The organism is Pseudoalteromonas sp. 19-MNA-CIBAN-0066, from assembly GCF_040308705.1.
In the GTDB taxonomy this organism is placed as follows: domain Bacteria; phylum Pseudomonadota; class Gammaproteobacteria; order Enterobacterales; family Alteromonadaceae; genus Pseudoalteromonas; species Pseudoalteromonas nigrifaciens.
This window is the reverse complement of the sequence record NZ_JBEONZ010000008.1, coordinates 1-21,716: the sequence shown is the minus strand read 5'-3', so window position 1 is coordinate 21,716 and position 21,716 is coordinate 1. Positions and strand designations below refer to the sequence as shown.

Sequence of the window (21,716 nt, the reverse complement as noted above, 5' to 3'; positions counted from 1 at the left end):
CCTAGCTATCTGAAACCATAACAGTGATATGGCTTGTACGCTTAAGGATGCGGTCTGCGCGTCCTTTAGCACGTGGCATAATACGTTTCATTGTAGGACCATCGTCCACAAAGATCGTTGTTATACGAAGCTCATCAATGTCAGCACCTTCGTTATGCTCTGCGTTAGCAATAGCAGACTCAAGTACTTTCTTTACTAATACAGCCGCTTTTTTCGGGCTGTACGCCAGGATTTCTAGTGCGCGATCAACCGGTAGTCCGCGGATCTGATCTGCAACTAGACGTGCTTTTTGCGCCGAACCAGAGGCGAATTTATGTTTAGCTAATGCTTGCATTTATCTTCCCCTCTTATCGTTTCTTCGCTTTCTTATCCGCAGCATGGCCACGGTAAGTGCGAGTTGGTGCAAATTCACCTAGTTTGTGACCGATCATTTCGTCTGTGATAAACACAGGAACGTGCTGACGACCATTATGGACAGCGATGGTCAATCCGATCATGTTAGGTATGATCATTGAACGACGGCTCCAAGTTTTAATTGGCTTCTTGTCTCCGCTTTCCAACGCTTTCTCTACCTTCTTCAGCAAGTGTAGGTCTATAAAAGGACCCTTCTTGAGAGAACGTGGCATGGCTATTCCTCAACTATTATTTAGTACGACGACGTACGATAAACTTATCAGTACGCTTGTTCTTACGTGTCTTAGCACCTTTAGTCGGCTTACCCCATGGAGACACAGGATGACGACCACCAGATGTACGACCTTCACCACCACCGTGTGGGTGATCTACCGGGTTCATGGCAACACCACGAACTGTCGGACGGATACCACGCCAGCGATTTGCACCTGCTTTACCAAGTGAACGAAGCATATGCTCAGCATTGCCTACTTCACCTAGAGTCGCACGACAATCAGCTTCAACTTTACGTACTTCGCCTGAACGAAGACGTAATGTTACATACTGACCATCACGAGCAAGGATTTGAACGTATGCACCAGCAGAACGTGCGATTTGAGCACCTTTACCTGGTTTTAATTCTACGTTGTGAACAGTCGAACCTACAGGCATATTACGCATTGGTAATGCATTACCAGGTTTGATTGGTGCATCAACACCAGACTGGATTGCATCGCCAGCTTTTAAGCCTTTTGGTGCGATAATGTAACGACGCTCACCGTCTGCATATAATACAAGAGCGATGTTTGCGCTACGATTTGGATCGTATTCTAAACGTTCAACAGTGGCTGGAATGCCATCTTTAGTACGTTTAAAATCGATTAAACGGTAATGTTGCTTATGACCACCACCGATATGACGAACCGTAATACGACCATTGTTATTACGACCACCTGATTTAGAGTTTTTCTCTAATAGTGGTGCGTACGGCTTACCCTTATGTAAATCAGAGTTAACCACTTTAACTAAGTGACGACGGCCCGCAGAAGTAGGCTTACACTTTTGAAGTGCCATAATTCTATCCCCTTATTACTCGGCGCCGCCGACAAAGTCTAGCTCGCTACCTTCTTTAAGAGTAACGTAAGCTTTTTTCCAGTCGTTACGACGACCGAAACGTGCGCCAGTACGTTTTGTTTTACCCTTAACGTTAAGTGTGCGAACACCCGTTACTTCTACTTCAAAAAGCTTCTCAACTGCTGCTTTAACTTCAGCTTTAGTTGAATCTTTTGCTACTTTAAAAACAATAGTATTGTTTTCTTCAGCAGCAATAGTGCTTTTTTCAGAGATATGTGGAGCAACGATCACTTTTAAAAGACGTTCTTCGCGAATCATGCTAGCGCCTCCTCAAGTTGCTTAACAGCAGCGGCTGTAATAAGTACCTTGTCGAAAGCAATTAAGCTTACAGGATCGATACCAGCTACATCACGCGTGTCAACCTTATAAAGGTTACGTGCCGATAAGAAAAGATTTTCATCTACTTCTTCAGTCACGATAAGAACATCTTTAAGCTCAAGTTCTTTAAGCTTAGCAACTAGTTCTTTAGTTTTTGGTGCTGCTAGAGCAAAACTTTCAACAACGATTAAACGCTCTTGACGAACTAATTCAGATAAGATGCTTTTAATCGCACCGCGGTACATTTTACGGTTTACTTTTTGGCTATGATCCTGTGGTTTAGCTGCAAAGCTAACGCCACCTGAACGCCAAATTGGGCTACGAATCGTACCAGCACGTGCTCGGCCAGTACCTTTTTGAGCCCATGGCTTTTTACCACCACCGCTTACTTCAGAACGTGTCTTCTGAGCACGAGTACCTTGACGAGCACCTGCTGCGTATGCAACAACTACTTGATGTACTAATGCTTCGTTAAACTCACGTCCAAAAGTAGCTTCAGAAACTTCAAGACCGCCAGAAGCGTCTTTAATTGCTAATTCCATCACTAAATCTCCAGGACTTATGCTTTAACAGCTGGTTTAACGATAACGTCACCGCCGATAGCGCCAGGTACTGCACCTTTAACTAAAAGCAAATTACGCTCAGCGTCAACGCGAACTAGTTCTAAGTTTTGAGTCGTTACACGCTCAGCACCCATATGACCGGCCATTTTCTTACCTTTAAACACCTTACCAGGTGATTGGTTTTGACCGATTGAACCAGGAGCACGGTGAGATAGAGAGTTACCATGTGTAGCGTCTTGCATGCTGAAATTCCAGCGCTTAACACCACCTTGGAAACCTTTACCTTTAGAAGTACCGGTTACGTCAACCTTGTTGATTTCGTTGAATAATTCAACAGTAAGCTCAGCGCCTACTTCAAAATCGCCTTCACCACCATTTAGGCGGAATTCCCACAGACCGCGACCCGCTTCAACACCAGCTTTAGCGAAATGACCCGCTGAAGCTTTGTTTACACGACTTGCTTTTTTAGTGCCTGCGGTTACTTGAAGCGCGTTATAACCGTCTGTTGCTTCAGATTTAATCTGAGCAATGCGGTTAGGTGTCGCTTCAATAACTGTCACAGGGATAGATACACCATCTTCAGTGAAGATTCGTGTCATACCCACTTTACGACCGACTAGACCTAATGCCATTTTCCTAAAACCTCTCTAATCTTCCGATTAACCCAGGCTGATTTGAACATCTACACCAGCAGCAAGATCTAAACGCATAAGAGCGTCAACAGTCTTGTCAGTTGGTTCAACGATGTCGATCAGACGTTTATGGGTGCGGATCTCGTACTGATCACGCGCGTCTTTATTAACGTGCGGTGATGTTAGTACAGTAAAACGTTCAAAGCGTGTAGGTAGTGGAATTGGTCCACGTACTTGTGCGCCAGTGCGTTTCGCAGTTTCCACGATTTCCGCCGTTGATTGGTCAATCAAACGGTGGTCAAAAGCTTTTAGGCGAATACGAATGCGTTGATTTGACATTCTTAACCTCAATATAAAGAGCATTTAAAAGAGCATAAAAAAACGACCGAAACAATCTTAAATATTAAGATGTCGGTTGTTAGATTATATCTACGTTGAGTTCCAAATCGGAACTCCTGTTTATTAGCTAGAAATCCTAGCTTAATTTATCCTTCCAAGTTCCCTTGGGAATTTTGAAAGCCTGCGTATTATAATTACATTGGTGATAAATGCAACAGCTAATTAGTAAATAATTACAGCCTGCTGGTTGCTCAAATATACTGCAACCTATTATAGAGCAGCTACAATCAAGTGTAATGCATATATATTAAGCCATAACGTACTGACTAATCGGCAACGCAAATTAAAGGCTTTTTTAGATCTTATGTTATCATATGCGCCAATTTTGCTTTTATATACCCAAATTATATGGGTAATTACTCTCTATATGGTGAGTCGATGCGTATTGTAAATTATTGCTTAAATGTTTTATCAGCTGGAGTAAGCCGCTTACTTGTAAGAAGTAAGGTACTGCCAGAAAAGCCGACTGAACAATATGAATTAAACTCTAAAAACCCTACCTTTTATATTGTACGCTTAAACTCTCGCTTTGACTTAGCGGCGCTTGCTCGGGTATGTAAACGCCATGGATTACCCGACCCTAGAGAACAACAAGTATTAGGCACACAACGCTTAGACCGCTTTATAGGGATTGAAAACCCACCACCATTAATTGGTGATATAGCAAAGCCAACTAATGCACTGGCGCAAGGCAAACAAATTATTGACCACTTATTAAGTAGTGGTCAAAAAGATGTGCAGGTTATTCCTGTTACTATTTTATGGGGCCGAGCACCCGGCAAAGAAAAGCCCGGACTTAGCACGCTCATAACACACTCATTAACACCAAGTTGGTTTAGAAAGTTATTTGTGGTGCTGTTTTCTGGCCGAGATAACTTTATCCGCTTTAGCCAACCGCTCGACTTATCGCTTTTAGTAGACGAAAAAGCGGATGTTAACGAGCTACCACAAAAACTATTAAGAGTAGCCCGCGTGCACTTTCGCCGCCAAAAACTTGCCGCAACAGGCCCTAAAATGCCATCGCGCGAGCAGCTATTTAACTCATTATTAGCCTCTCCAACGATAAAAAAAGCCATACAAGACGAAGCAAAGGCTAAAAACATTAGCCAAGCGCAAGCACGTCAAAATGCGGTTAAGTTACTTAATGAAATAGCGGCTAACTATTCAGAGGCGATGATACGCGTAGCTGAGCGTTTTTTAACTTGGCTGTGGAATAAGCTATATAACGGTATAGATATAAAATACACAGAGCAAATTCATGAGCTGACTAATAAAGGCCACGAAATTATTTATATGCCGTGCCATCGCAGCCATATGGATTACTTACTACTTACTTATGCTATTTATCATCAAGGTTTAGTACCACCACATATAGCCGCGGGTATTAACCTTAACTTTTTCCCGGCAGGCGGGATCTTTCGCCGCTCGGGCGCATTTTTTATTCGCCGTTCATTTGCCGGTAATAAGCTTTACTCTGCGGTATTTAAAGAATATTTAAGCCAGTTATTTATTAAAGGTTACTCTGTTAAATTTTATACCGAAGGCGGACGTAGCCGCACCGGGCGCTTGCTGCCGCCTAAAACGGGTATGTTAGCAATGACCATGCAAGCAATGCTGCGTGGTATTGACCGCCCTATTTCTATTGTGCCGGTATATATTGGTTACGAGCACGTTATGGAAATTAACACTTACCTTAAAGAACTCGCTGGAAATGATAAAAAAGGTGAGTCTATCTTTGGGATTTTTAAAGCGATTAAAAACCTTAAAAACTATGGCCGAGGTTATTTAAACTTTGGTGACCCTATTTCTATAAACCAATACTTAAATGACAACCAACCCAATTGGCGTGACGACATACATCCTACCGATGTACAAAAACCGCAGTGGTTAGGCCCACAAGTAGCAAACCTAGCCGACCAAGTTATGGTTAAAATTAACAATGCAGCGGCACTTAATGCGGTTAATTTATTAGCGATGATTTTACTGGTAAACGACAAGCATGCACTGAGTAAGCCAAAACTTTTAGCGCAACTTGATTTTTACTTACGCTTACAACGCGACGCCAGCTACAGTAATAAAGTAACAGCTCCAGAGGAAACGCCAGAGCAACTGTTAACGCATGCATTAAAGCTTAATAAGTTTGATGTGATAAGTGATGAATTTGGCGAAATTATCGCGATTAACGATAAAGAAAAAACACTCTTTAATTATTATCGTAATAATATTTTACATCTTTTTGCCGTACCAAGTTTAATTGCACTGCATTTGTTTAGAGAAAAAACCACAACAGTTTCAAAGTGTCAGCAGCTAATTGCGGCGTTTTATCCGCTGTTTGCTAAAGAATGGTATTTACGAGAGCTAGATGAGGATTACATTACGCGTATTTTGGCTAATTTTGTCGATCAAAACTTAATAGAACTTGATGGCGATAACATTCATATAACCAATACCAACGACTGTTTGGCTAAATTAGATATGTTAGGTAAAGCACTAAACTTTACGTTGCAGCGTTATGCCATTGTGATTGGCTTTATACAAACTAGCAACGGCATTGAAAAAGCGGAGTTAGAGCGAGAAAGCCAAGTGCTAGCACAACGCTTAGGTACTTTGCATGGGATTAAAACCCCAGAGTTTTTTGATAAAAAGGTGCTGGTCAGCTTTATTGATAATTTACGCGCACAGTCTTTAATTACCGATGGTGATGCGGGCTTAATAGGCAGCGTGCAATTATGTGAAACTTATATGCATCTTAAAGCATTATTGCCAGCACGTGTTTGGCAGTCAATTAGCGATATAGTACAAGGTCAGTGTAAATAAAGCCTTAGTTTTGAGTGAGTGCAACGCCGCTTACTTACTTGTTTAAATGTAGGTGCCGTACAATTTATATGGCACCTACTACCCTTTGTTACTAGTGCGTAAGTTAGCGCTGACGCATAACCCCTTCTTGCATTGTTGAGGCAATTAAGTTGCCTTGGCGGTCAAAAAATTGCCCTCTTACTAACCCTCGACCAGAACTTGCACTTGGGCTGTCAACTGAGTATAAAATCCAATCATCCATTCTAAATGGTCGATGAAACCACATTGCATGGTCAATCGTGGCAACTTGCATATTAGGTTGCATAAAAGACACACCATGCGGCTGCAAAGCAGTTGGTAAAAATTCAAAATCAGACGCGTACGCTAATAAGTAATTATGAATACGTTGATCGTCTGGCATTTCACCGTTAGCTTTAAACCAAATGTGCTTAACTGGCTCCATTGCTTCAGGTTTAAATGGGTTATGAAAGGTCACCGGACGTATTTCTATTGGCATTTCACTAATAAATTGATTGCGTATAGCTGCGGGTATTTGCTCGGCGTTTTCTTTATAAAACTCTAACGATGAACGCAGCTCTTCGGGTAAAGGTACGTCAGGCATAGTCGCCTGATGCGATAATCCTTCTTCAGCTCCTTGAAAAGACGCTGTCATGTAAAAAATAGGCTTACCGTACTGAATAGCACTAACCCGACGAGTGCTAAAGCTTTTACCATCGCGAATAGCTTCTACATCATACACAATAGGCTTAGTGGCATCGCCTGGGCGTAAAAAGTAAGAGTGGAGTGAATGTACAATACGCCCCTCTGGTAGCGTTTCTTTTGCAGCAGATAGCGCTTGGCCCATAACTTGGCCGCCAAATACAGCACCAAAACCTAAATCTTGGCTTTGCCCTCGATACAAACCTTGCTCAATTTCTTCAAGTGTTAACAACGACAATAAATCATCTAATACTTGGCTCATTATTACTTCCTCAATTCTCTAATACCCAAATGATACTATACAATAGAGGGATGTAAATCATTCTACGAGTCCTGATATGGCGTATTGGCTATTTAAAACTGAACCCGATGCATTTTCGATTGACGATCTTAAAAATGCACAAAATCAAACCACACTTTGGGAAGGGGTACGTAATTACCAAGCACGTAACTTTATGCGCGACGAGGTAAAAGTAGGTGACCTAGTAATGATTTACCATTCTAGCTGCAAGCTCGTAGGCGTAGTAGGTATTGCTGTAGTAACAAAAGCAGCTTACCCAGATCCAACTCAGTTTGATTTAAGTAGTGATTATTATGATGCTAAAGCCACCAGCGACAATCCTCGCTGGGTAGTAGTAGAAGTAACTTATCAATCTCATTTAAACTCTCTGGTTAGCTTAAAAGAAATAAAAGCTAACCCTCGCATCACCGACATAGCGCTTAAAAAAGGCGGGCGATTGTCAATAATGCCCGTAACCAAAAGTGATTGGCAAATAATCACCCACATGGCTGAGGAGTAAAATATTTTACTATTTAACCTGAGCCTAGTTATTTAAAAAGCGGTAAATTTAGTTACCGGCTAATTTATAAGTAAAGCAATCCTCTATGCAACAGGTATAACTCTCTGACACTAATACAAAAGTACGTTTGTTTTTCTTATCTATGGTAATTTGCTATAATTCGCCGCTTGTTTTTGTGGAGGAAAAATGAAGTTACTGTATTGGTTAGATGAGTGGTTAACCCTTTCGTGTGATGAGCAGCAAGCCAAACTGCCAATGTCTGGGGGAGATTTACTTGGCGATGTATATGTTAAGTACGACTTTATTGATATTAATAAGCCCCTACTATTTACCTTTTCGCCTGCTGGTACTGATGTGCAGGAGCAAGACCTTCACGCAGACTTCGCGCCCTGGGGTTATCACCTGGCACAAAAACAAAACGTAAATGTGATTGCCTTTCAGCACCTAGGGAAAAGTAATTGGTTTCGTAACCGCAATTTAATTTTTTTTCTGGAACAATTATCCCCACTGCTTACATCTTTTAAGACTCGATTAGGTTATGGCTTAAGCCGTGGTGGCTTTGCGGTTGGTGCTTTTGCAAAATTATTAAAGCTAGATCAGGTATTGCTTTTTCACCCTGTTAGCACTAAAAATAAAAGCTTAGTGCCATGGGACGACCGCTCTAGCACAGATATAGCTCAGCAATATGATTGGGAAGGCAGTTATGCCGATTTAGATTTAGGCAACGCCCAAGGCTATATTATTTACGACCCCACTAATCGTATTGATCGACTACATGCCAAGCGCTATAAGCAACTTAACCATTTACGGGTATTTGGTATGGGTCACGGCACTCACGCCACTTACTTAAACAAGTTTGGTTTTTATAAGCAAGTAGCTGTGGACTTTATGCGCCATCAACAAATTGATATTGCGCAGTTTCGCCTGCAAACTAAAACCTTACGCTTTAAAGAGGACTATTACAAAAGGCTCAATAAAGCGAATAAAAAATCGGCGCATCGCCTAGAATTACTAAGTACTGCACATAATATTTTGATAGACGAAAAAACAGCTCACGTACAGGAGCATCAAGCTAGCATTGATATTCAGCCACTTATTGATGTAGCGCTTAAACATCAAGAGCAGCACCCCGATGATGCCATCCAATTACTCGAAGTCGCCAAGCAATTAGCGCCAAACGACCCTCTTGTGAAGCACAAACTGAAAGAGCTTGAATAGTACTAAAATTTAAACTAGCGGCCTGCAATACTATTAATACCACTGCGGCAACTACTTCCTATTGCCAAAAAGCCTTATATTTAAGGCTTTTTATTTTGCCTTTTTTTACGCCCATGTTTAGGCACTATGGCTAAATACATAATAAGCCCTAACCACGAAAAAAATACAATGCCAATTAACCAAGCATTTTTTTCGTGGCCTTGAGTACGCTTACTATTGAGTACAATAACCACAGGTAAAATATAGGCAATTAAAAGAATGATTAAAAATATAACTTCGTTCATGCTTTTGCCAAAGCCGGCCAGTCAACCTCACGACTTAATACTCGCTCTACTGCTATGTAGTGCAAAATGTCGCCGGCGTTAATTTTATAATCAAGTGGCGGATTTAAATCCATATTTTGTGCACTTAAATTGTGTGCCACACCAAGTAAAATAGCATCATGCTGATGTTTAAAATGATGAAACAAAGTACCAAACTCCATCTCTTTGCTTTGCTCTGGAATGGCTAAGCTAAACTGCGTATCGCCATGTAAAATTGATAGTAGCTCTTCGTGCACTCGGCTCGAACCTGGATCTTGCATTGAACGTACGAGTATTTCTGCCGATTTAACACTGCTGCATTCTACATTTTGGCAATGCTCTAATAGCATATCTACTTTTGTTTCATCTAAAAAATGCGCGCTTATATGGCAATCATCTTTAACTAAACGGCTAATGCGCAATGCGGTAGTAAAGGTTTGATCGTCGTCTTGGCCGTCAATAATCACTTTATCGGCGTAGCTTATAGCTACACGTTTTAGCTCCTCTAAATCGGTAAAGCTACTTAACCGCACAAAGTCGACACTTTCGTTACTTAAAAATGGGTGCTCCATTTGCTCAGTTACTGCAAGTAAAATACGCCGTTCGGTACGTTTAGTGTCGGCCAGAATGTAATCAATCATTTTTTTAGTACGGGTATCGTGCCAACCAAAAATAATAATATGGTTGCTACTGTGAGCAAAGTTTTTATCACCAGTCATAGCGCGCCTAATTAAGTAAGTTATTGTTTGCCCTGTTTTGCCTAACAGAACGCCAAATAAAGCTAAACCAAAAGGTATTTGTATTAAAGCCACCACCCAACGCCCTAAATCTGTGGTTGGGCTAAAATCGCCATACCCTACGGTTGAAGTGGTTACCGTGTAATAATAAAAAAAGGTTGTTAGGGAGGTGAGTGCTTGCTCATTTGCTATATATAACAATCCCCATGTTAAAAGCATATGAGTCAAAATAGCCAGTGCCACTGCTTGCCAACTCAACTGATCTATATGAGCCCGTACAAGTAACACTAGCCTTTTAAATATCACCGGCATAATACAAAGTCTTAGTTAGTAAATTATCTATAAACAACACGTTACTTTATGCTATTGGTTTAAGCAATATTTTCACTATTCTCATTTAAACATAACGCCCATAAGACTAAATGCGGTTTGCCAATTAATGTTTTTCGTGATTAATTACCCTGCAAATAATACTAACAACAGTCCTAGTTATGCTTAATAAAATAGCCACTCCCTTTACCAAGCTCGTTGAGCGCTACCTGCCTGATCCCTTTATATTTGTAATACTGCTACGTGTTATTACCTTAGTTATCGCTAGCGTGTTTACTCCAACAACCGGTATTGAAGTACTGCAAGCGTGGGGCGATGGTTTTTGGAACTTACTTAGCTTTGCAATGCAAATGCTGCTGGTGTTAATTACCGGCTATATGTTGGCAAGCACTCCACCTATTAGTAAGTTACTAGAAAAGCTCGCCACCTTTGCTAACACTGCACCAAAAGCAATTATATTAGTAACGCTTATTTCACTACTCGCTAGTTGGCTTAACTGGGGGTTTGGCTTAGTTATTGGCGCGTTATTTGCCAAAGCCATTGCTAAACACACCCGAGTTGATTACCGCTTATTAGTTGCCAGCGCCTACTCAGGTTTTGTAGTGTGGCATGGCGGGTTAGCAGGCTCAATTCCATTGACGATAGCCACCGATGGGCACTTTTTGCAATCAAGCATGGGGATTATTAGCACTGAGCAAACGCTATTTGCTGGCTTTAATATTGCCATACTAGTAGGGTTATTTATTATTATGCCGCTAGTTAACCGTTACATGCTACCAAGCGCCCAGGAAAGTGTTTACATAGACCCCGCACTATTAAAAAGTACCTCCCCTGCAATAATTAATATTACCAGGCCAGCCCAACACTTAGAGCAAAGTAAATTGCTTGGTATTACAATTGGCGTATTGGGGTTAACTTATTTAGGTTATTACTTTTTAGTTGCCGGCGGCGGTTTAAACTTAAATAGCGTAATTGCGTTGTTTTTGTTTTTAGCTATAACCTTACATCAAACACCGCATAACTTACTCAATAGCTTACAACAGGCAATTCCTAGTGGTGCTGGTATTGTTATTCAATTTCCGTTTTATGCCGGCATTATGGCGGTAATGGTTGATAGTGGCCTAGCACAGCAAATATCAAGCGGTTTTATTGCCATAGCGGATGCAGACAGTTTGCCATTTTTTAGTTTTATAAGTGCCGGGTTAGTTAATATGTTTGTGCCTTCGGGCGGCGGACAATGGGCGGTACAAGCGCCAATTGTAATACCCGCAGCGCAAGCGCTTGGCGCTGACATCTCACGAGTTGCAATGGCAGTAGCCTGGGGAGATGCCTGGACTAACTTAATTCAACCTTTTTGGGCATTACCTGTACTTGCTATAGCAGGCCTAAAAGCCAAAGACATTATGGGATTTTGTGTAGTGCAGTTGTTTGTAACTGGAGTATTTATATCCTTAATGTTGAGCTTTTATTAACTGTATAAAAATAATGTATTAAGCAGGACTGCAATTACAGCCCTGCTTTTAAATACGATTAGCTCGATAATATTTTCATTGGCAAGCTTAAAATGGGGTTTTCTGAGTCTGCAAAATGCATCATTACGGCTATATGCCCGGCAACCACCAGCGCATACATCACCGCTGAAAAACCTTGGCCATACTTATCAAGTGGCATTAAATGTGAAGTGTGTCTGCCGCGCCATTCAAATACAATTTCCAGCGCACCAATAAACAAAAAGAACACCAACAACATTAAACCAAAGGTGTAACTGAGCCATAAACCAAACAGTACTCCCAATAAACACACACTTAAACCGACCCATGAGCGCATAGAAAAGCTAATACTTTTTAATACATGGCCACCATCAAGCGGTAAAATAGGCAGTAAATTAAATAAGTTAAGTAAAGCGCTAAGCACAGCAACACCGGCAAATATTTCCATTTCGGTAGCGTAGTACAACACTAAACTTAATACTGACGTTATAAGCCCAAACGCGGGGCCCATTAAAGAAATCACTACATCTTGCCAACGCGTGGTAATTTTATCATCACTTACTGCAAGCCCGCCTACAAACGGAATTAAATAAATGCCTTTGGTTTTAATGCCAAAATATTGCATGGCACGCACATGGCCGTATTCATGCACCACTAAGCAAGCAATAAGCATAAGTGCAAACTCAATACTGAATAACCAGGCATAGCCGGCAACTGACGCTCCCGCTAACACCACCTTAATTACTTTGGCACTTTTAAATAGCTTAAAACCAAGTGCGGCCAATCCTAGCCAGCCTTTTTTAGTTTCACCGCCAGTAGCTGCAGGTAAAGCAAGTTGCGTAGCAAACTCATCGTTTACAAACAACGAAATACTCTGCTCATTTACCAATGAGCTATCAATACCTATTAGTTTGTTATCAAAAGTAAATTGATAATAGTTGTCGCGGGGATTATCAAAAGTAATAGCTTGTTGACTATGAAATATCTGCACAACTTTTTGCCCAGAAACCATAAGTGTAAAGGGCTGATCGGCTAACTTAAGTTCTATTCTTATCATAATTAAAACCGTTTAAAACAATAGCGCTAGTATACCGACTCAGCTAAAAAACACGAGCGAGCATGATTAATAACAACTTTTTATTAGCCGGCTAATATACACATTAAAAGAATGACAAACACATGAGAATCTACTACTTTTATAGTAATACACACTATGCATTGAAAGGGATAACAGTGAAAAAAGTAGTGCCTAATATTCTGGTCGTTGATGACTCAAAAGCTATTTTAATTGTAATGGAAGCAATCCTCGCTGAGTTAGATATGTCAGAAACCATAACCACTTGCCTAAGTGCTACAAAAGCGCTAGAAAAAGTTAAACGTGACATAAACTATTTTGATGCCATTTTTACCGATTTAAACATGCCTGAAATGGATGGCATGGAGCTAATACGCCATTTAGGAGAGCTAAATTACCAAGGCGCCATTATTATTATTTCTGAAATGGAGCATAAGGTAATTAGTTTAGCTGCCAACTTAGCCAAGCAGCATAATGCTCACCTTATCGGTAATATTTCTAAGCCCGTACAATTAACTCAAGTAGGCTCCTTGTTAAATAAAGTTGCCTATTTAAATAGCCACACTTTAATAAAAGAACCTGCTATTTCAAAAACAGAGCTTATTAACGCATTAAAAAATGACGAAATAACGCCGTTTTATCAACCTAAAATATGTATTAATACCAGTAAAATAAAAAGTGCTGAAGTATTAGCGCGTATTGTGTCAAATACCGACGGTAGTATAATTTTACCAGCTCGTTTTATTAGCCTTGCTGAGCAACATGATCTAATTAATGAAATTACATTTGCGCTCTTTGAAAAAGCCACCAGTGATTTCGAAAATATAAAAGAACAGCTAGGACAAAATTTAAAACTGGCATTTAACTTATCTCCCATGCAGTTAAACGATCTTAGCTGCCCAAATAAGCTATTACTTATATTAAAACTTAACCAGCTTAAACCTAGTGATATTATTATTGAGATAACCGAACAACATGCACTTTCAAGCCTAAGCCAATTAGAAACATTAAACCGCTTAAGAATGCATGGTTTTGGTTTATCGCTTGACGATTTTGGCGTTGGCTTTACTAACATGAGCCAGCTTAAAAACTTGCCCTTTACCGAAATAAAAATAGACCGCACACTTATTAGTAATATAGAAATAGATCAGTTTTCTCAAGTTGTTGTAAGCTCCCTCATCGACATTACCAATCAAGAGCATTTAGAACTAGTAGCAGAAGGGGTTGAGCGCCCCGAAGAGCTTGCCTACTTAAGGCATTACAAAACTCGCTTAGCAATACAGGGATTTTTATTTAGTCGTCCTAAATCTAAGAGTGAATTTATAGACTGGGCACAATATTGGATTAAAGTGACAGGAAATACCATTAACTATAAACCCCCAAGCTAATAAGGAGACCTCTTTAGTTGTCTCCTCTAGGGTGTTTATCCTCTTCAGTGACTAAGTTTTTACTATTTGCCAAACGTTTATGCCAACGCTGCTTCGCAACTGCACGCATATTAGTGGACTGATCGCGCTCATCTACAATTTCTAACCCCATTAGCGCCTCAATCATGTCCTCAAGAGTGACAATCCCTTGTACGTCGCCATACTCATCAACCACTAAACAAATATGCGTGCGGTCTGTTAATAAGGTTTGTAACAACGACGACGCATTTTGCGAACTAGGAACCGTATAGATAGGCTTTACTAGTTTACTAATTTTGTAATCGCTACCTAAGCGATGACATGCCAACATAATATCGTTTTTATGCACAAAGCCGATAATATCGTCAGTGTCTTTATCAAACACCAATATGCGAGAAAACGACGACGAACCATGCAGGTTCAAGTATTCGTTTACGGTTAAGTCTTTATGAACTTTAAAAATAACTGTACGTGGGGTCATCAAATCGCATAATTTGGCATGTCTAAAATGTAATAAGTTACGAATTATTTCAGACTCATCTTGATGCAGCGCCCCCGACTCAGTGCCTATATCGGCCATGGCTTCTATTTCTTGGCGAATATAATAGGCTTGGTCGTGCTTTGGCCCCATTAAATTTGTCAGCTTTTGTGCAAGCCATACAAAAGGCTTAAGCAATATAACTAAAAAGCGTAAACCGTAAGTCACACTTGGGGTAAGTACTCGCCAATAGTTTGCCCCTAACGTTTTAGGTATGATTTCAGAAAACACCAGCACAAATAAAGTCATCACTGCAGAGGCAACCCCTACTGCTGCATCCGAAAATACAATGGCTGCTTGCGCGCCAACTCCAGCGGCTCCGGCGGTATGCGCCACCGTATTAAGCGTTAAAATAGCCGCTAATGGCTGATCAATATTATTTTTTAGTTTTTCGAGCTGCTTAGCTAATACAGGCTGCTTTTTACGCAGTAATGCAACATAACTAGGTGAAATGCTTAACAGCACGGCTTCCATTACTGAGCATAAAAATGAAATAACAATGGCAACGACCATATAAACTATCAGTAATGTCATTTGCTCTCCGCTTAGTTGAATATATGGGCATGATAACAATACATGCTATATTTGGCCAAAGACTCAATAATAATAGGTATAATAATGGAACTTAACGCACTTTGGCGTCATAGCAATAAACTATTTAAACACTCCTTTGCCCTTTTTACCCTTAGCAGCTTAAGTTTTGCTACGCTTGCAGCGCCGCTTGATAAATCTAAAATTCAATTTATTGGGCCACTGGCTGAAAACATGCAATTAAAGCCTTTTCAAACGGCCCAAAGCGATACCATAATTAGTAACTTATTACCCCAGCTACAACTCCCCATAGCTAACTTTTCGGTGTTTGACAAAAAACACAGCTGGCAGCCATTTAATAAAATAAATGCACTCACTTTAGGCGGCTTACAGGCACTAAAGTTTAATATAGAAACCACGCGTTTTAGCCAAGGTACGTTAACCTTAAAAGGCATTGAACAAGGGCAATTGTTTATAAATGGCGAGTTGCAAAAGGCAGACAACAGCAGCTACAAACTCGCCTTAAATAATGGTAGTCATACTGCTATTATTGTTGCGCAACAAGTTGCAAATTGGCACGATGTAACACTCGACTTTGCACCAAAAACACCGAGCGATAACATTACCCTTAGCACTTCACAAACTAAGCGTTTATCGGCAAAGCAGTTATTTGATGCCCCCACTATTAGCGGCTTATCATTAGCACCAAACTCAGAGCACTATATTACGACAACGCGCCGCTTTAATGATAAAACTCTAAATCAAGCAAACAATATTACTGAGCTTAAAAACACCGACAATCAAACGCTGTATCGCTTTGAGGCAGAACAACCAAGCAACCTTATTTGGAGCCCAGACAATCGCTTTTTAGTGTATTTACTAAACGGTGAATTAAAACAACTCAACCGTAAAAACTTATCAATAAAAACCCTCTCTACTCGCTTAGAAGGCGCTAGCGGTTTTACCTTTTATAACGAGCACAGTGTAATATTTAGTTGGTCTAACCCTGCATCAGACAAGGGTAATGACAAGCTTACAAAGCATTATAAAGGGTTACAAGATCGCTGGTCATACGCACGCTCAGTAAGCCAAGTTTATATGCTTGATACACAAAGTGGTTTAATAAAAACACTCAGCCAAGGGCCGCTTTCGCATAGCTTTGAAGACTTTAACAATAAGCGCGGTAAACTATTAATGAGCCGCCCTGTAGTCGCTATGCAAGCGTCAACTCATCCAGAAACAGAACTAGTAGAGCTTGATTTAAAATCAAATAAGCTTACTTCTTTGGGTAAATTTAAAACTTTTAATCAGGCCAAATACGCCAATAAAGATGTGTATGTTGTTGCAGGTCCCGACTTTAAAAATGGGGCAGGTAGAGCATTGCCAAAAGAAATGCTAGCGAATAACTACGACGGTCAACTTTACCTGCTTACAGACGGCGGAAAAAACGTTAAAGCACTCAGTAAACAGTTTGATCCGGCAATTGGAAGCCTGAATGTATTAAACAATGGCGACGCATTACTAAAGGTTACTGAGCACGACACCCAACCGCTCTACCTATTTGATTTAAGTAAGCAGCGCTTTAAAAAATTAAATACCGGTTTAGATATTGTTGAGCAGTTTAGCTACTCAAACGAGCGCAACATTGAAATATTACTCAGTGGCACCACGGCTTCTAGTCCACAACAATTAAAGCGATTTAATATAAGTAAAAACACCGCTAAAATAGTCTGGGATTCAAAGCCACTTAGCTATGCAAATACACAAATTCCAACTCTCGAAGAATTTAATTTCACTAATAAAAATGGCGTTGAAATTTCAGGGCGTGTTTATATCCCAAATAACCTTGATAAAACTAAAAAACACCCAGCGCTGGTTTATTACTATGGCGGCACATCGCCAGTGACACGAGGCTTTACTGGACGTTATCCGTTTAATTTATGGGCGGCAAACGGGTATGTGGTTTATGTAATACAGCCAACAGGCGCTACCGGCTTTGGGCAAAAGTTTTCGGCGCAGCACGTTAATGCGTGGGGCAACTACACCAGCGACGATATAATTGCAGGCACGCAGGCATTTTTAAATAAATACAACTATGTAGATAGCGAAAAGGTAGGCAACCTAGGTGCCTCTTACGGTGGTTTTATGACTATGCATTTAGCAACTAAAACCGACTTATTTAGCGCATCGATTTCTCATGCTGGTATTTCTAACCTCACATCTTACTGGGGTGAAGGATGGTGGGGCTACTTATATTCTGGCGAAGCGTCTAAAAACAGCTTTCCGTGGAATAACCCCGAGCTTTATAGTAAACATAGCCCGGTATTTAATGCCGATAAAGTAACCACGCCTATGCTACTCATTCATGGTGACAGTGATACTAACGTACCCGTTGGCGAAAGCTTAACTATGTACACTGCACTTAAATTACTTAATAAAGATGTAGAGTTAATAGAATACAAAGGTGCGAACCATCAAATTATTGCCCGCGACAAACGTTTTGATTGGTGGAATACCATGCTAGCTTATTTTGATAAAAAACTTAAAAATGAGCCACAATGGTGGGATTATCTTTACCCTAACGACTAGTCGCTAAATTGTTTTTAATAATTAAGTGAACTTAGATTAAGATATTTATTCTGAGTACAGCAGGCTAAATAGCACCTTTAATAAAACCCTAAAGGTGCTAAATTTTCTAAACTGTAAACTTATTAACTACTTTTGAAACATTAGCTTACTTAAAAACAATAAACGCCCTTCTCAGCCTTTACTTAATGGTGCTACCATAGAAAACTATAAGCATTAACAATAAAGTATTATGACTATTCATGTTTTATTGGTTGAGGACGACGAATTACTCGTTAAACGCATCCAAAATCATTTTACAAATACCGAGTTTACAATAGAAGTTGACCCTACTGGCGCCGATGCACTGAGCACTATAAGGTCGCGAGTTAATTTGCGCGGTGCTTTTTCATTAGCCATTATTGATATTGTTTTACCAAAGCGCGACGGCTTACAACTTGCAAAAGAGCTAAATACTCTTACCGATATTGGCGTAATTTTATTATCGAGCCGTGATTCACAGGCCGATCGCATTGCTGGCCTTGCCCAAGGCGCAGACGACTACATATGCAAACCCGTAGACTTACTTGAACTAGAGCTGCGCATGCGTGCTTTATATAAACGCATTGCACACTTAAATTCAGACAATGATAAAAACGATGATAACGGCGAAGAGTTTATAGAATATGCCGACTTTAAATTACACCCCGACAACCGCACACTAATTACAGCTACAGGTGCTGAATCGCGCTTAACCGAAGCGGAACATAAAGTACTTATTTGTTTAATTGGTAACGCAGGTAAAGCAACTTCTCGCGAAAAAATATCTGAAGAAATAGGCCAGCCTGATTGGAGCCCAAACGATCGTACTGTTGATGTGTTAATTGGCCGTTTGCGTAAAAAATTAAATGATGAAAAAGATCAAAAGCGCATTGTTACCGTACGCGGCAAAGGTTATATGCTCTCTATTTAGTACTTAGTTAATTGCGCTAGTAAGCGCTCAAAGGCGCGGTAGTTAAGTGCTTCTTTTAGCTCATTTAAGCTAATACGCTCCGCCCCTTTTAAATCACTAATAGTACGCGCTACTTTAATTATTCTATGGTATGAGCGTGGCGATAATGCCAGTTTTTCACTCGCTCTGGCTAAAAACTGCAACTCTGTGGAAGCGAGATCACAATGTATACTCATTTCTTTATTGTTTAACCGCGCATTCACTTTACCTTGGCGTTTTAGCTGCAAATAATAAGCAGCCTCTACTCGCGCTCTTACTACTGCACTGGTTTCTTCGGGTTTGCTACTTTGTAACTCAACACTCGTTAGCCTTGGTAATTCAATTTGTAAGTCAATACGGTCAATAAACGGCCCCGAAACACGCGACAAATAACGCATTACTTGATCAGGCGTTGCCCGCTTATCATTATGGCAACCTGTAGGGCTGGGGTTTAGCGCCGTAATAAGCTGAAACTGCGCCGGAAACTCCATTTGCCTTGCCGCACGCGAAATAGTGACAGTACCAGTTTCCATAGGTTCACGCAGCGAATCGAGCACTTTACGTTCGAACTCTGGCAACTCATCTAAAAAAAGCACGCCATTATGCGCCAATGAAATTTCCCCTGGTTTAGGGTTTGACGAGCCACCGACTAATGCAACGGCAGAGCAGGTATGGTGAGGGTTACGAAATGGCCGTTGTCGCCAATTAGTTAAATCAATCGACTGGCCAATAATAGAATAAAGCGCTGCAGTAGCAATTGCTTCATCATCTGACATGGTCGGCATAATGGTTGCCATACGTTGAGCCAGCATTGACTTACCCGTACCAGGGGGGCCCAAAAATAGTAAGTTATGGCCTCCTGCAGCGGCAATTTCGAGTACTCGTTTTGCCCCAGGCTGGCCTTTCACATCACTTAAATCGAGCAAAAAATCAGGAGCTTGCGTGCAATCTGGGTATTGTATATTTAACGGTAGTGGTTGCTGATTAAGTAAATCGCCCCACACTTCTGCAATAGAGCTTACGGCTTTGCGTTTAACCCCGTTAACTAAACTAGCTAAGCTATCATTTGCCAGTGGTAAAAAACAGCAGCGGTCCTGCTCTTTAGCAGCAAGCACCGAGGGCAAAATAGCATTTACGCCACGTATTTCACCGTTAAGTGCCAGCTCCCCGTAAAACTCATATTTATGAATGTCTGAGCACACTATTTGCCCTGAGGCGACTAAAATACCTACGGCAATAGCAAGATCGAATCGGCCACCGTCTTTTGGTAAATCGGCAGGGGCTAAATTAACAGTAATACGTTGATCGGGAAAACCAAACTTAGAATTTTCAAGTGCGCTACGCACTCTGTCTTTAGATTCTTTTACCGAGGCCTCGGGCAAACCTACAATATGAAAAGCAGGCAAACCATTACCTAAATGCACCTCAACAATCACTTCGGGGGCATTTATGCCCACCTGAGCACGAGAATATATGCGAGCTAACGACATTCCCTATCCTAATAAATACCCTTTAGCTTTAGTTTAGTCGGGATATTTAAAAACGTGTAATACAATACCCCATTTTATGGCAGCAAAACGCAGTAACAGAGTCATCAACATACTCAAAATCATCGCAACTTCAACGATAAGCGAAAAGTTAATACACAAGGTGTACACTATTCCCCCCGCTATACAGGTGGTTGCATAAAGCTCGCCCTTTAACAACATGGGGATCTCCCGGGCAAGTACATCACGAATTAGGCCACCAAAACATCCGGTAATAACCCCCATAATCACTGCTGTCATATCTGGCATACCGGCGAGCAATGCTTTTTGCGTGCCCATTACAGCAAAAAAAGCTAAACCAAACGCATCGGCAATTTGTAAATTATAGTGGGGTATGGTTCTTTGCTTATTTATTAGCCGCGTTGTTAGTAGTATTGCAGCTAAAATTGCAGCAAAATAACTTTGGTCGTGCAGCCAAAATACCGGAACATTTAATATCACATCGCGAACAGTTCCTCCGCCAATAGCGGTTACGGTAGCAAGTACAACAACACCAAAGCCATCCATCTTCTTTTCATACGCTACCAAGGTGCCCGATATGGCAAATACTGCAACACCTATTAAATCAAACCAGTGGTAAAGTTCTGTCATGCCTACTCTTGCTAAAATATTTACGTTACTGCTACATAAGCTACGCTAAGTTTAAAAAAATAACTACTTTTAGCACTAATTAAGCTGCTAAGTTCCTTTTATATTCAAAACTAACCTATAAACCCTATGAGTTAAATTAACCTTTATAGCCGTTTATTGCTCCTTCCTGATTAGCCAATTGAGCGTGGTAAACAGTAAAGCGACGGCTTTTGGGTTGTAAGTCATTCGCCAAACTTTAGACATAAAAAAACACTCTTTAAGAGTGTCTGTTTATTCTTATTTATTTCAGTGGTTGCGGGAGTCAGAGTTTATGAAGAGTGAACGCATCACGCAGTGACGACGACCTTCGGGTTATGAGTCACTCACTAAATTTTAGACATAAAAAAACACTCCTTAAGAGTGTCTGTTCATTCTTATTTATTTCAGTGGTTGCGGGAGCCAGAGTTTATGAAGAGCGAACGCATCACGCAGTGACGACGACCTTCGGGTTATGAGTCACTTACTAAATTTTAGACATAAAAAAACACTCTTAAAGAGTGTCTGTTTATTCTTATTTATTTCAGTGGTTGCGGGAGCCGGATTTGAACCGACGACCTTCGGGTTATGAGCCCGACGAGCTACCAGACTGCTCCATCCCGCG

The 21,716-nt window shown here is 40.7% G+C and carries 21 protein-coding genes and 1 tRNA gene; 7 read left to right on the top strand and 15 right to left on the bottom strand.

The features are described 5' to 3' along the window. Position 1: 1 nt before the first annotated feature. From rplV to rpsJ, 7 genes are read right to left on the bottom strand one after another with little or no spacing between them, the layout of a single operon-like run. Positions 2–334: a 50S ribosomal protein L22 gene (gene rplV / locus AAEZ18_RS06980; RefSeq protein WP_002957892.1), complete on the bottom strand. Its 333-nt coding sequence runs from the start codon at positions 332–334 to the stop codon at positions 2–4. Between the two features lie 13 nt (positions 335–347). Then, positions 348–626 (bottom strand): 30S ribosomal protein S19, encoded by a 279-nt coding sequence (gene rpsS / locus AAEZ18_RS06975; protein ID WP_010376377.1) that lies wholly within the window; start codon positions 624–626, stop codon positions 348–350. A 16-nt stretch (positions 627–642) separates the two neighbouring features. After that, entirely contained in the window at positions 643–1,467 is an 825-nt protein-coding gene (gene rplB, locus AAEZ18_RS06970; protein ID WP_011326867.1) for a 50S ribosomal protein L2, read from the bottom strand. Between the two features lie 15 nt (positions 1,468–1,482). Beyond that, the gene (gene rplW, locus AAEZ18_RS06965; protein WP_011326866.1) at positions 1,483–1,785 is read right to left on the bottom strand and encodes a 50S ribosomal protein L23; all 303 of its coding nucleotides are present in this window, start codon (positions 1,783–1,785) and stop codon (positions 1,483–1,485) included. After that, the gene (gene rplD / locus AAEZ18_RS06960; protein WP_002957897.1) at positions 1,782–2,387 is read right to left on the bottom strand and encodes a 50S ribosomal protein L4; all 606 of its coding nucleotides are present in this window, start codon (positions 2,385–2,387) and stop codon (positions 1,782–1,784) included. Before rplD ends, rplW begins: the two co-directional genes overlap by 4 nt. A gap of 17 nt (positions 2,388–2,404) precedes the next feature. Next, the gene (gene rplC / locus AAEZ18_RS06955; RefSeq protein ID WP_011326865.1) at positions 2,405–3,040 is read right to left on the bottom strand and encodes a 50S ribosomal protein L3; all 636 of its coding nucleotides are present in this window, start codon (positions 3,038–3,040) and stop codon (positions 2,405–2,407) included. Positions 3,041–3,067: 27 nt separating this feature from the next. Beyond that, a complete protein-coding gene (gene rpsJ, locus AAEZ18_RS06950; protein ID WP_002957900.1) occupies positions 3,068–3,379 on the bottom strand; it encodes a 30S ribosomal protein S10 in 312 nt (103 codons plus the stop codon). A 438-nt stretch (positions 3,380–3,817) separates the two neighbouring features. On the opposite strand from rpsJ, the gene plsB reads away from it, so the two are divergent. Continuing rightward, on the top strand, positions 3,818–6,256 hold the full coding sequence (gene plsB / locus AAEZ18_RS06945) for a glycerol-3-phosphate 1-O-acyltransferase PlsB (RefSeq protein WP_089367565.1): 2,439 nt from the start codon (positions 3,818–3,820) through the stop codon (positions 6,254–6,256). A gap of 103 nt (positions 6,257–6,359) precedes the next feature. Here plsB and tesB read toward each other — a convergent pair whose 3' ends face one another. Next, positions 6,360–7,217 carry an acyl-CoA thioesterase II gene (gene tesB, locus AAEZ18_RS06940; protein WP_011326863.1) on the bottom strand — a complete coding sequence of 286 codons (858 nt, stop codon included), beginning with the start codon at positions 7,215–7,217 and terminating at the stop codon, positions 6,360–6,362. 76 nt (positions 7,218–7,293) lie between these two features. Here tesB and AAEZ18_RS06935 point away from each other — a divergent pair, with 76 nt between their 5' ends. Continuing rightward, positions 7,294–7,755 carry an EVE domain-containing protein gene (locus tag AAEZ18_RS06935; RefSeq protein ID WP_089367564.1) on the top strand — a complete coding sequence of 154 codons (462 nt, stop codon included), beginning with the start codon at positions 7,294–7,296 and terminating at the stop codon, positions 7,753–7,755. Positions 7,756–7,941: 186 nt separating this feature from the next. Further along, positions 7,942–8,973, top strand: a complete 1,032-nt coding sequence (locus AAEZ18_RS06930; RefSeq protein ID WP_011326861.1) for a hypothetical protein — start codon at positions 7,942–7,944, stop codon at positions 8,971–8,973. A gap of 80 nt (positions 8,974–9,053) precedes the next feature. Here the strand turns inward: AAEZ18_RS06930 and AAEZ18_RS06925 are convergent, their stop codons facing one another. Both AAEZ18_RS06925 and AAEZ18_RS06920 read right to left on the bottom strand, forming a co-directional pair. Next, the gene (locus AAEZ18_RS06925; RefSeq protein ID WP_011326860.1) at positions 9,054–9,257 is read right to left on the bottom strand and encodes a PLDc N-terminal domain-containing protein; all 204 of its coding nucleotides are present in this window, start codon (positions 9,255–9,257) and stop codon (positions 9,054–9,056) included. Beyond that, positions 9,254–10,324 (bottom strand): potassium channel family protein, encoded by a 1,071-nt coding sequence (locus tag AAEZ18_RS06920; protein WP_011326859.1) that lies wholly within the window; start codon positions 10,322–10,324, stop codon positions 9,254–9,256. The genes AAEZ18_RS06925 and AAEZ18_RS06920 overlap by 4 nt, the downstream gene beginning before the upstream one ends. A 179-nt stretch (positions 10,325–10,503) precedes the next feature. On the opposite strand from AAEZ18_RS06920, the gene AAEZ18_RS06915 reads away from it, so the two are divergent. Further along, on the top strand, positions 10,504–11,814 hold the full coding sequence (locus AAEZ18_RS06915; protein ID WP_350594290.1) for a short-chain fatty acid transporter: 1,311 nt from the start codon (positions 10,504–10,506) through the stop codon (positions 11,812–11,814). A 58-nt stretch (positions 11,815–11,872) separates the two neighbouring features. On the opposite strand, the gene AAEZ18_RS06910 is transcribed toward AAEZ18_RS06915, so the two are convergent. Further along, a complete protein-coding gene (locus AAEZ18_RS06910) occupies positions 11,873–12,889 on the bottom strand; it encodes a metalloprotease (RefSeq protein WP_011326857.1) in 1,017 nt (338 codons plus the stop codon). 176 nt (positions 12,890–13,065) lie between these two features. On the opposite strand from AAEZ18_RS06910, the gene AAEZ18_RS06905 reads away from it, so the two are divergent. Then, positions 13,066–14,295, top strand: a complete 1,230-nt coding sequence (locus AAEZ18_RS06905) for an EAL domain-containing response regulator (RefSeq protein ID WP_350594288.1) — start codon at positions 13,066–13,068, stop codon at positions 14,293–14,295. Positions 14,296–14,308: 13 nt separating this feature from the next. Here the strand turns inward: AAEZ18_RS06905 and AAEZ18_RS06900 are convergent, their stop codons facing one another. Next, positions 14,309–15,385, bottom strand: coding sequence for a hemolysin family protein (locus AAEZ18_RS06900; RefSeq protein WP_011326855.1), 1,077 nt, complete (start codon positions 15,383–15,385; stop codon positions 14,309–14,311). 84 nt (positions 15,386–15,469) lie between these two features. On the opposite strand from AAEZ18_RS06900, the gene AAEZ18_RS06895 reads away from it, so the two are divergent. Both AAEZ18_RS06895 and AAEZ18_RS06890 read left to right on the top strand, forming a co-directional pair. Further along, on the top strand, positions 15,470–17,971 hold the full coding sequence (locus AAEZ18_RS06895) for an alpha/beta hydrolase family protein (RefSeq protein ID WP_350594287.1): 2,502 nt from the start codon (positions 15,470–15,472) through the stop codon (positions 17,969–17,971). A 229-nt stretch (positions 17,972–18,200) separates the two neighbouring features. Then, the gene (locus AAEZ18_RS06890; protein ID WP_011326853.1) at positions 18,201–18,920 is read left to right on the top strand and encodes a response regulator transcription factor; all 720 of its coding nucleotides are present in this window, start codon (positions 18,201–18,203) and stop codon (positions 18,918–18,920) included. Here the strand turns inward: AAEZ18_RS06890 and AAEZ18_RS06885 are convergent. The 3 genes from AAEZ18_RS06885 to AAEZ18_RS06875 all read right to left on the bottom strand — a co-directional run bounded on the left by AAEZ18_RS06885 (position 18,917) and on the right by AAEZ18_RS06875 (position 21,716). Continuing rightward, positions 18,917–20,428: a YifB family Mg chelatase-like AAA ATPase gene (locus AAEZ18_RS06885; protein ID WP_089367560.1), complete on the bottom strand. Its 1,512-nt coding sequence runs from the start codon at positions 20,426–20,428 to the stop codon at positions 18,917–18,919. The two genes, AAEZ18_RS06890 and AAEZ18_RS06885, sit on opposite strands and share 4 nt — an antisense overlap. Positions 20,429–20,461: 33 nt before the next feature. Beyond that, the gene (locus tag AAEZ18_RS06880) at positions 20,462–21,076 is read right to left on the bottom strand and encodes a trimeric intracellular cation channel family protein (RefSeq protein WP_011326851.1); all 615 of its coding nucleotides are present in this window, start codon (positions 21,074–21,076) and stop codon (positions 20,462–20,464) included. A gap of 563 nt (positions 21,077–21,639) precedes the next feature. Continuing rightward, positions 21,640–21,716, bottom strand: a tRNA-Met gene (locus AAEZ18_RS06875).

What these genes read in the sequence shown, in the direction of transcription:
- rplV (WP_002957892.1), bottom strand. Translation starts at nt 334, where the DNA reads ATGCAAGCATTAGCTAAACATAAATTCGCCTCTGGTTCGGCGCAAAAA.
- rpsS (WP_010376377.1), bottom strand. Translation starts at nt 626, where the DNA reads ATGCCACGTTCTCTCAAGAAGGGTCCTTTTATAGACCTACACTTGCTG.
- rplB (WP_011326867.1), bottom strand. Translation starts at nt 1,467, where the DNA reads ATGGCACTTCAAAAGTGTAAGCCTACTTCTGCGGGCCGTCGTCACTTA.
- rplW (WP_011326866.1), bottom strand. Translation starts at nt 1,785, where the DNA reads ATGATTCGCGAAGAACGTCTTTTAAAAGTGATCGTTGCTCCACATATC.
- rplD (WP_002957897.1), bottom strand. Translation starts at nt 2,387, where the DNA reads ATGGAATTAGCAATTAAAGACGCTTCTGGCGGTCTTGAAGTTTCTGAA.
- rplC (WP_011326865.1), bottom strand. Translation starts at nt 3,040, where the DNA reads ATGGCATTAGGTCTAGTCGGTCGTAAAGTGGGTATGACACGAATCTTC.
- rpsJ (WP_002957900.1), bottom strand. Translation starts at nt 3,379, where the DNA reads ATGTCAAATCAACGCATTCGTATTCGCCTAAAAGCTTTTGACCACCGT.
- plsB (WP_089367565.1), top strand. Translation starts at nt 3,818, where the DNA reads ATGCGTATTGTAAATTATTGCTTAAATGTTTTATCAGCTGGAGTAAGC.
- tesB (WP_011326863.1), bottom strand. Translation starts at nt 7,217, where the DNA reads ATGAGCCAAGTATTAGATGATTTATTGTCGTTGTTAACACTTGAAGAA.
- AAEZ18_RS06935 (WP_089367564.1), top strand. Translation starts at nt 7,294, where the DNA reads ATGGCGTATTGGCTATTTAAAACTGAACCCGATGCATTTTCGATTGAC.
- AAEZ18_RS06930 (WP_011326861.1), top strand. Translation starts at nt 7,942, where the DNA reads ATGAAGTTACTGTATTGGTTAGATGAGTGGTTAACCCTTTCGTGTGAT.
- AAEZ18_RS06925 (WP_011326860.1), bottom strand. Translation starts at nt 9,257, where the DNA reads ATGAACGAAGTTATATTTTTAATCATTCTTTTAATTGCCTATATTTTA.
- AAEZ18_RS06920 (WP_011326859.1), bottom strand. Translation starts at nt 10,324, where the DNA reads ATGCCGGTGATATTTAAAAGGCTAGTGTTACTTGTACGGGCTCATATA.
- AAEZ18_RS06915 (WP_350594290.1), top strand. Translation starts at nt 10,504, where the DNA reads ATGCTTAATAAAATAGCCACTCCCTTTACCAAGCTCGTTGAGCGCTAC.
- AAEZ18_RS06910 (WP_011326857.1), bottom strand. Translation starts at nt 12,889, where the DNA reads ATGATAAGAATAGAACTTAAGTTAGCCGATCAGCCCTTTACACTTATG.
- AAEZ18_RS06900 (WP_011326855.1), bottom strand. Translation starts at nt 15,385, where the DNA reads ATGACATTACTGATAGTTTATATGGTCGTTGCCATTGTTATTTCATTT.
- AAEZ18_RS06895 (WP_350594287.1), top strand. Translation starts at nt 15,470, where the DNA reads ATGGAACTTAACGCACTTTGGCGTCATAGCAATAAACTATTTAAACAC.
- AAEZ18_RS06890 (WP_011326853.1), top strand. Translation starts at nt 18,201, where the DNA reads ATGACTATTCATGTTTTATTGGTTGAGGACGACGAATTACTCGTTAAA.
- AAEZ18_RS06885 (WP_089367560.1), bottom strand. Translation starts at nt 20,428, where the DNA reads ATGTCGTTAGCTCGCATATATTCTCGTGCTCAGGTGGGCATAAATGCC.
- AAEZ18_RS06880 (WP_011326851.1), bottom strand. Translation starts at nt 21,076, where the DNA reads ATGACAGAACTTTACCACTGGTTTGATTTAATAGGTGTTGCAGTATTT.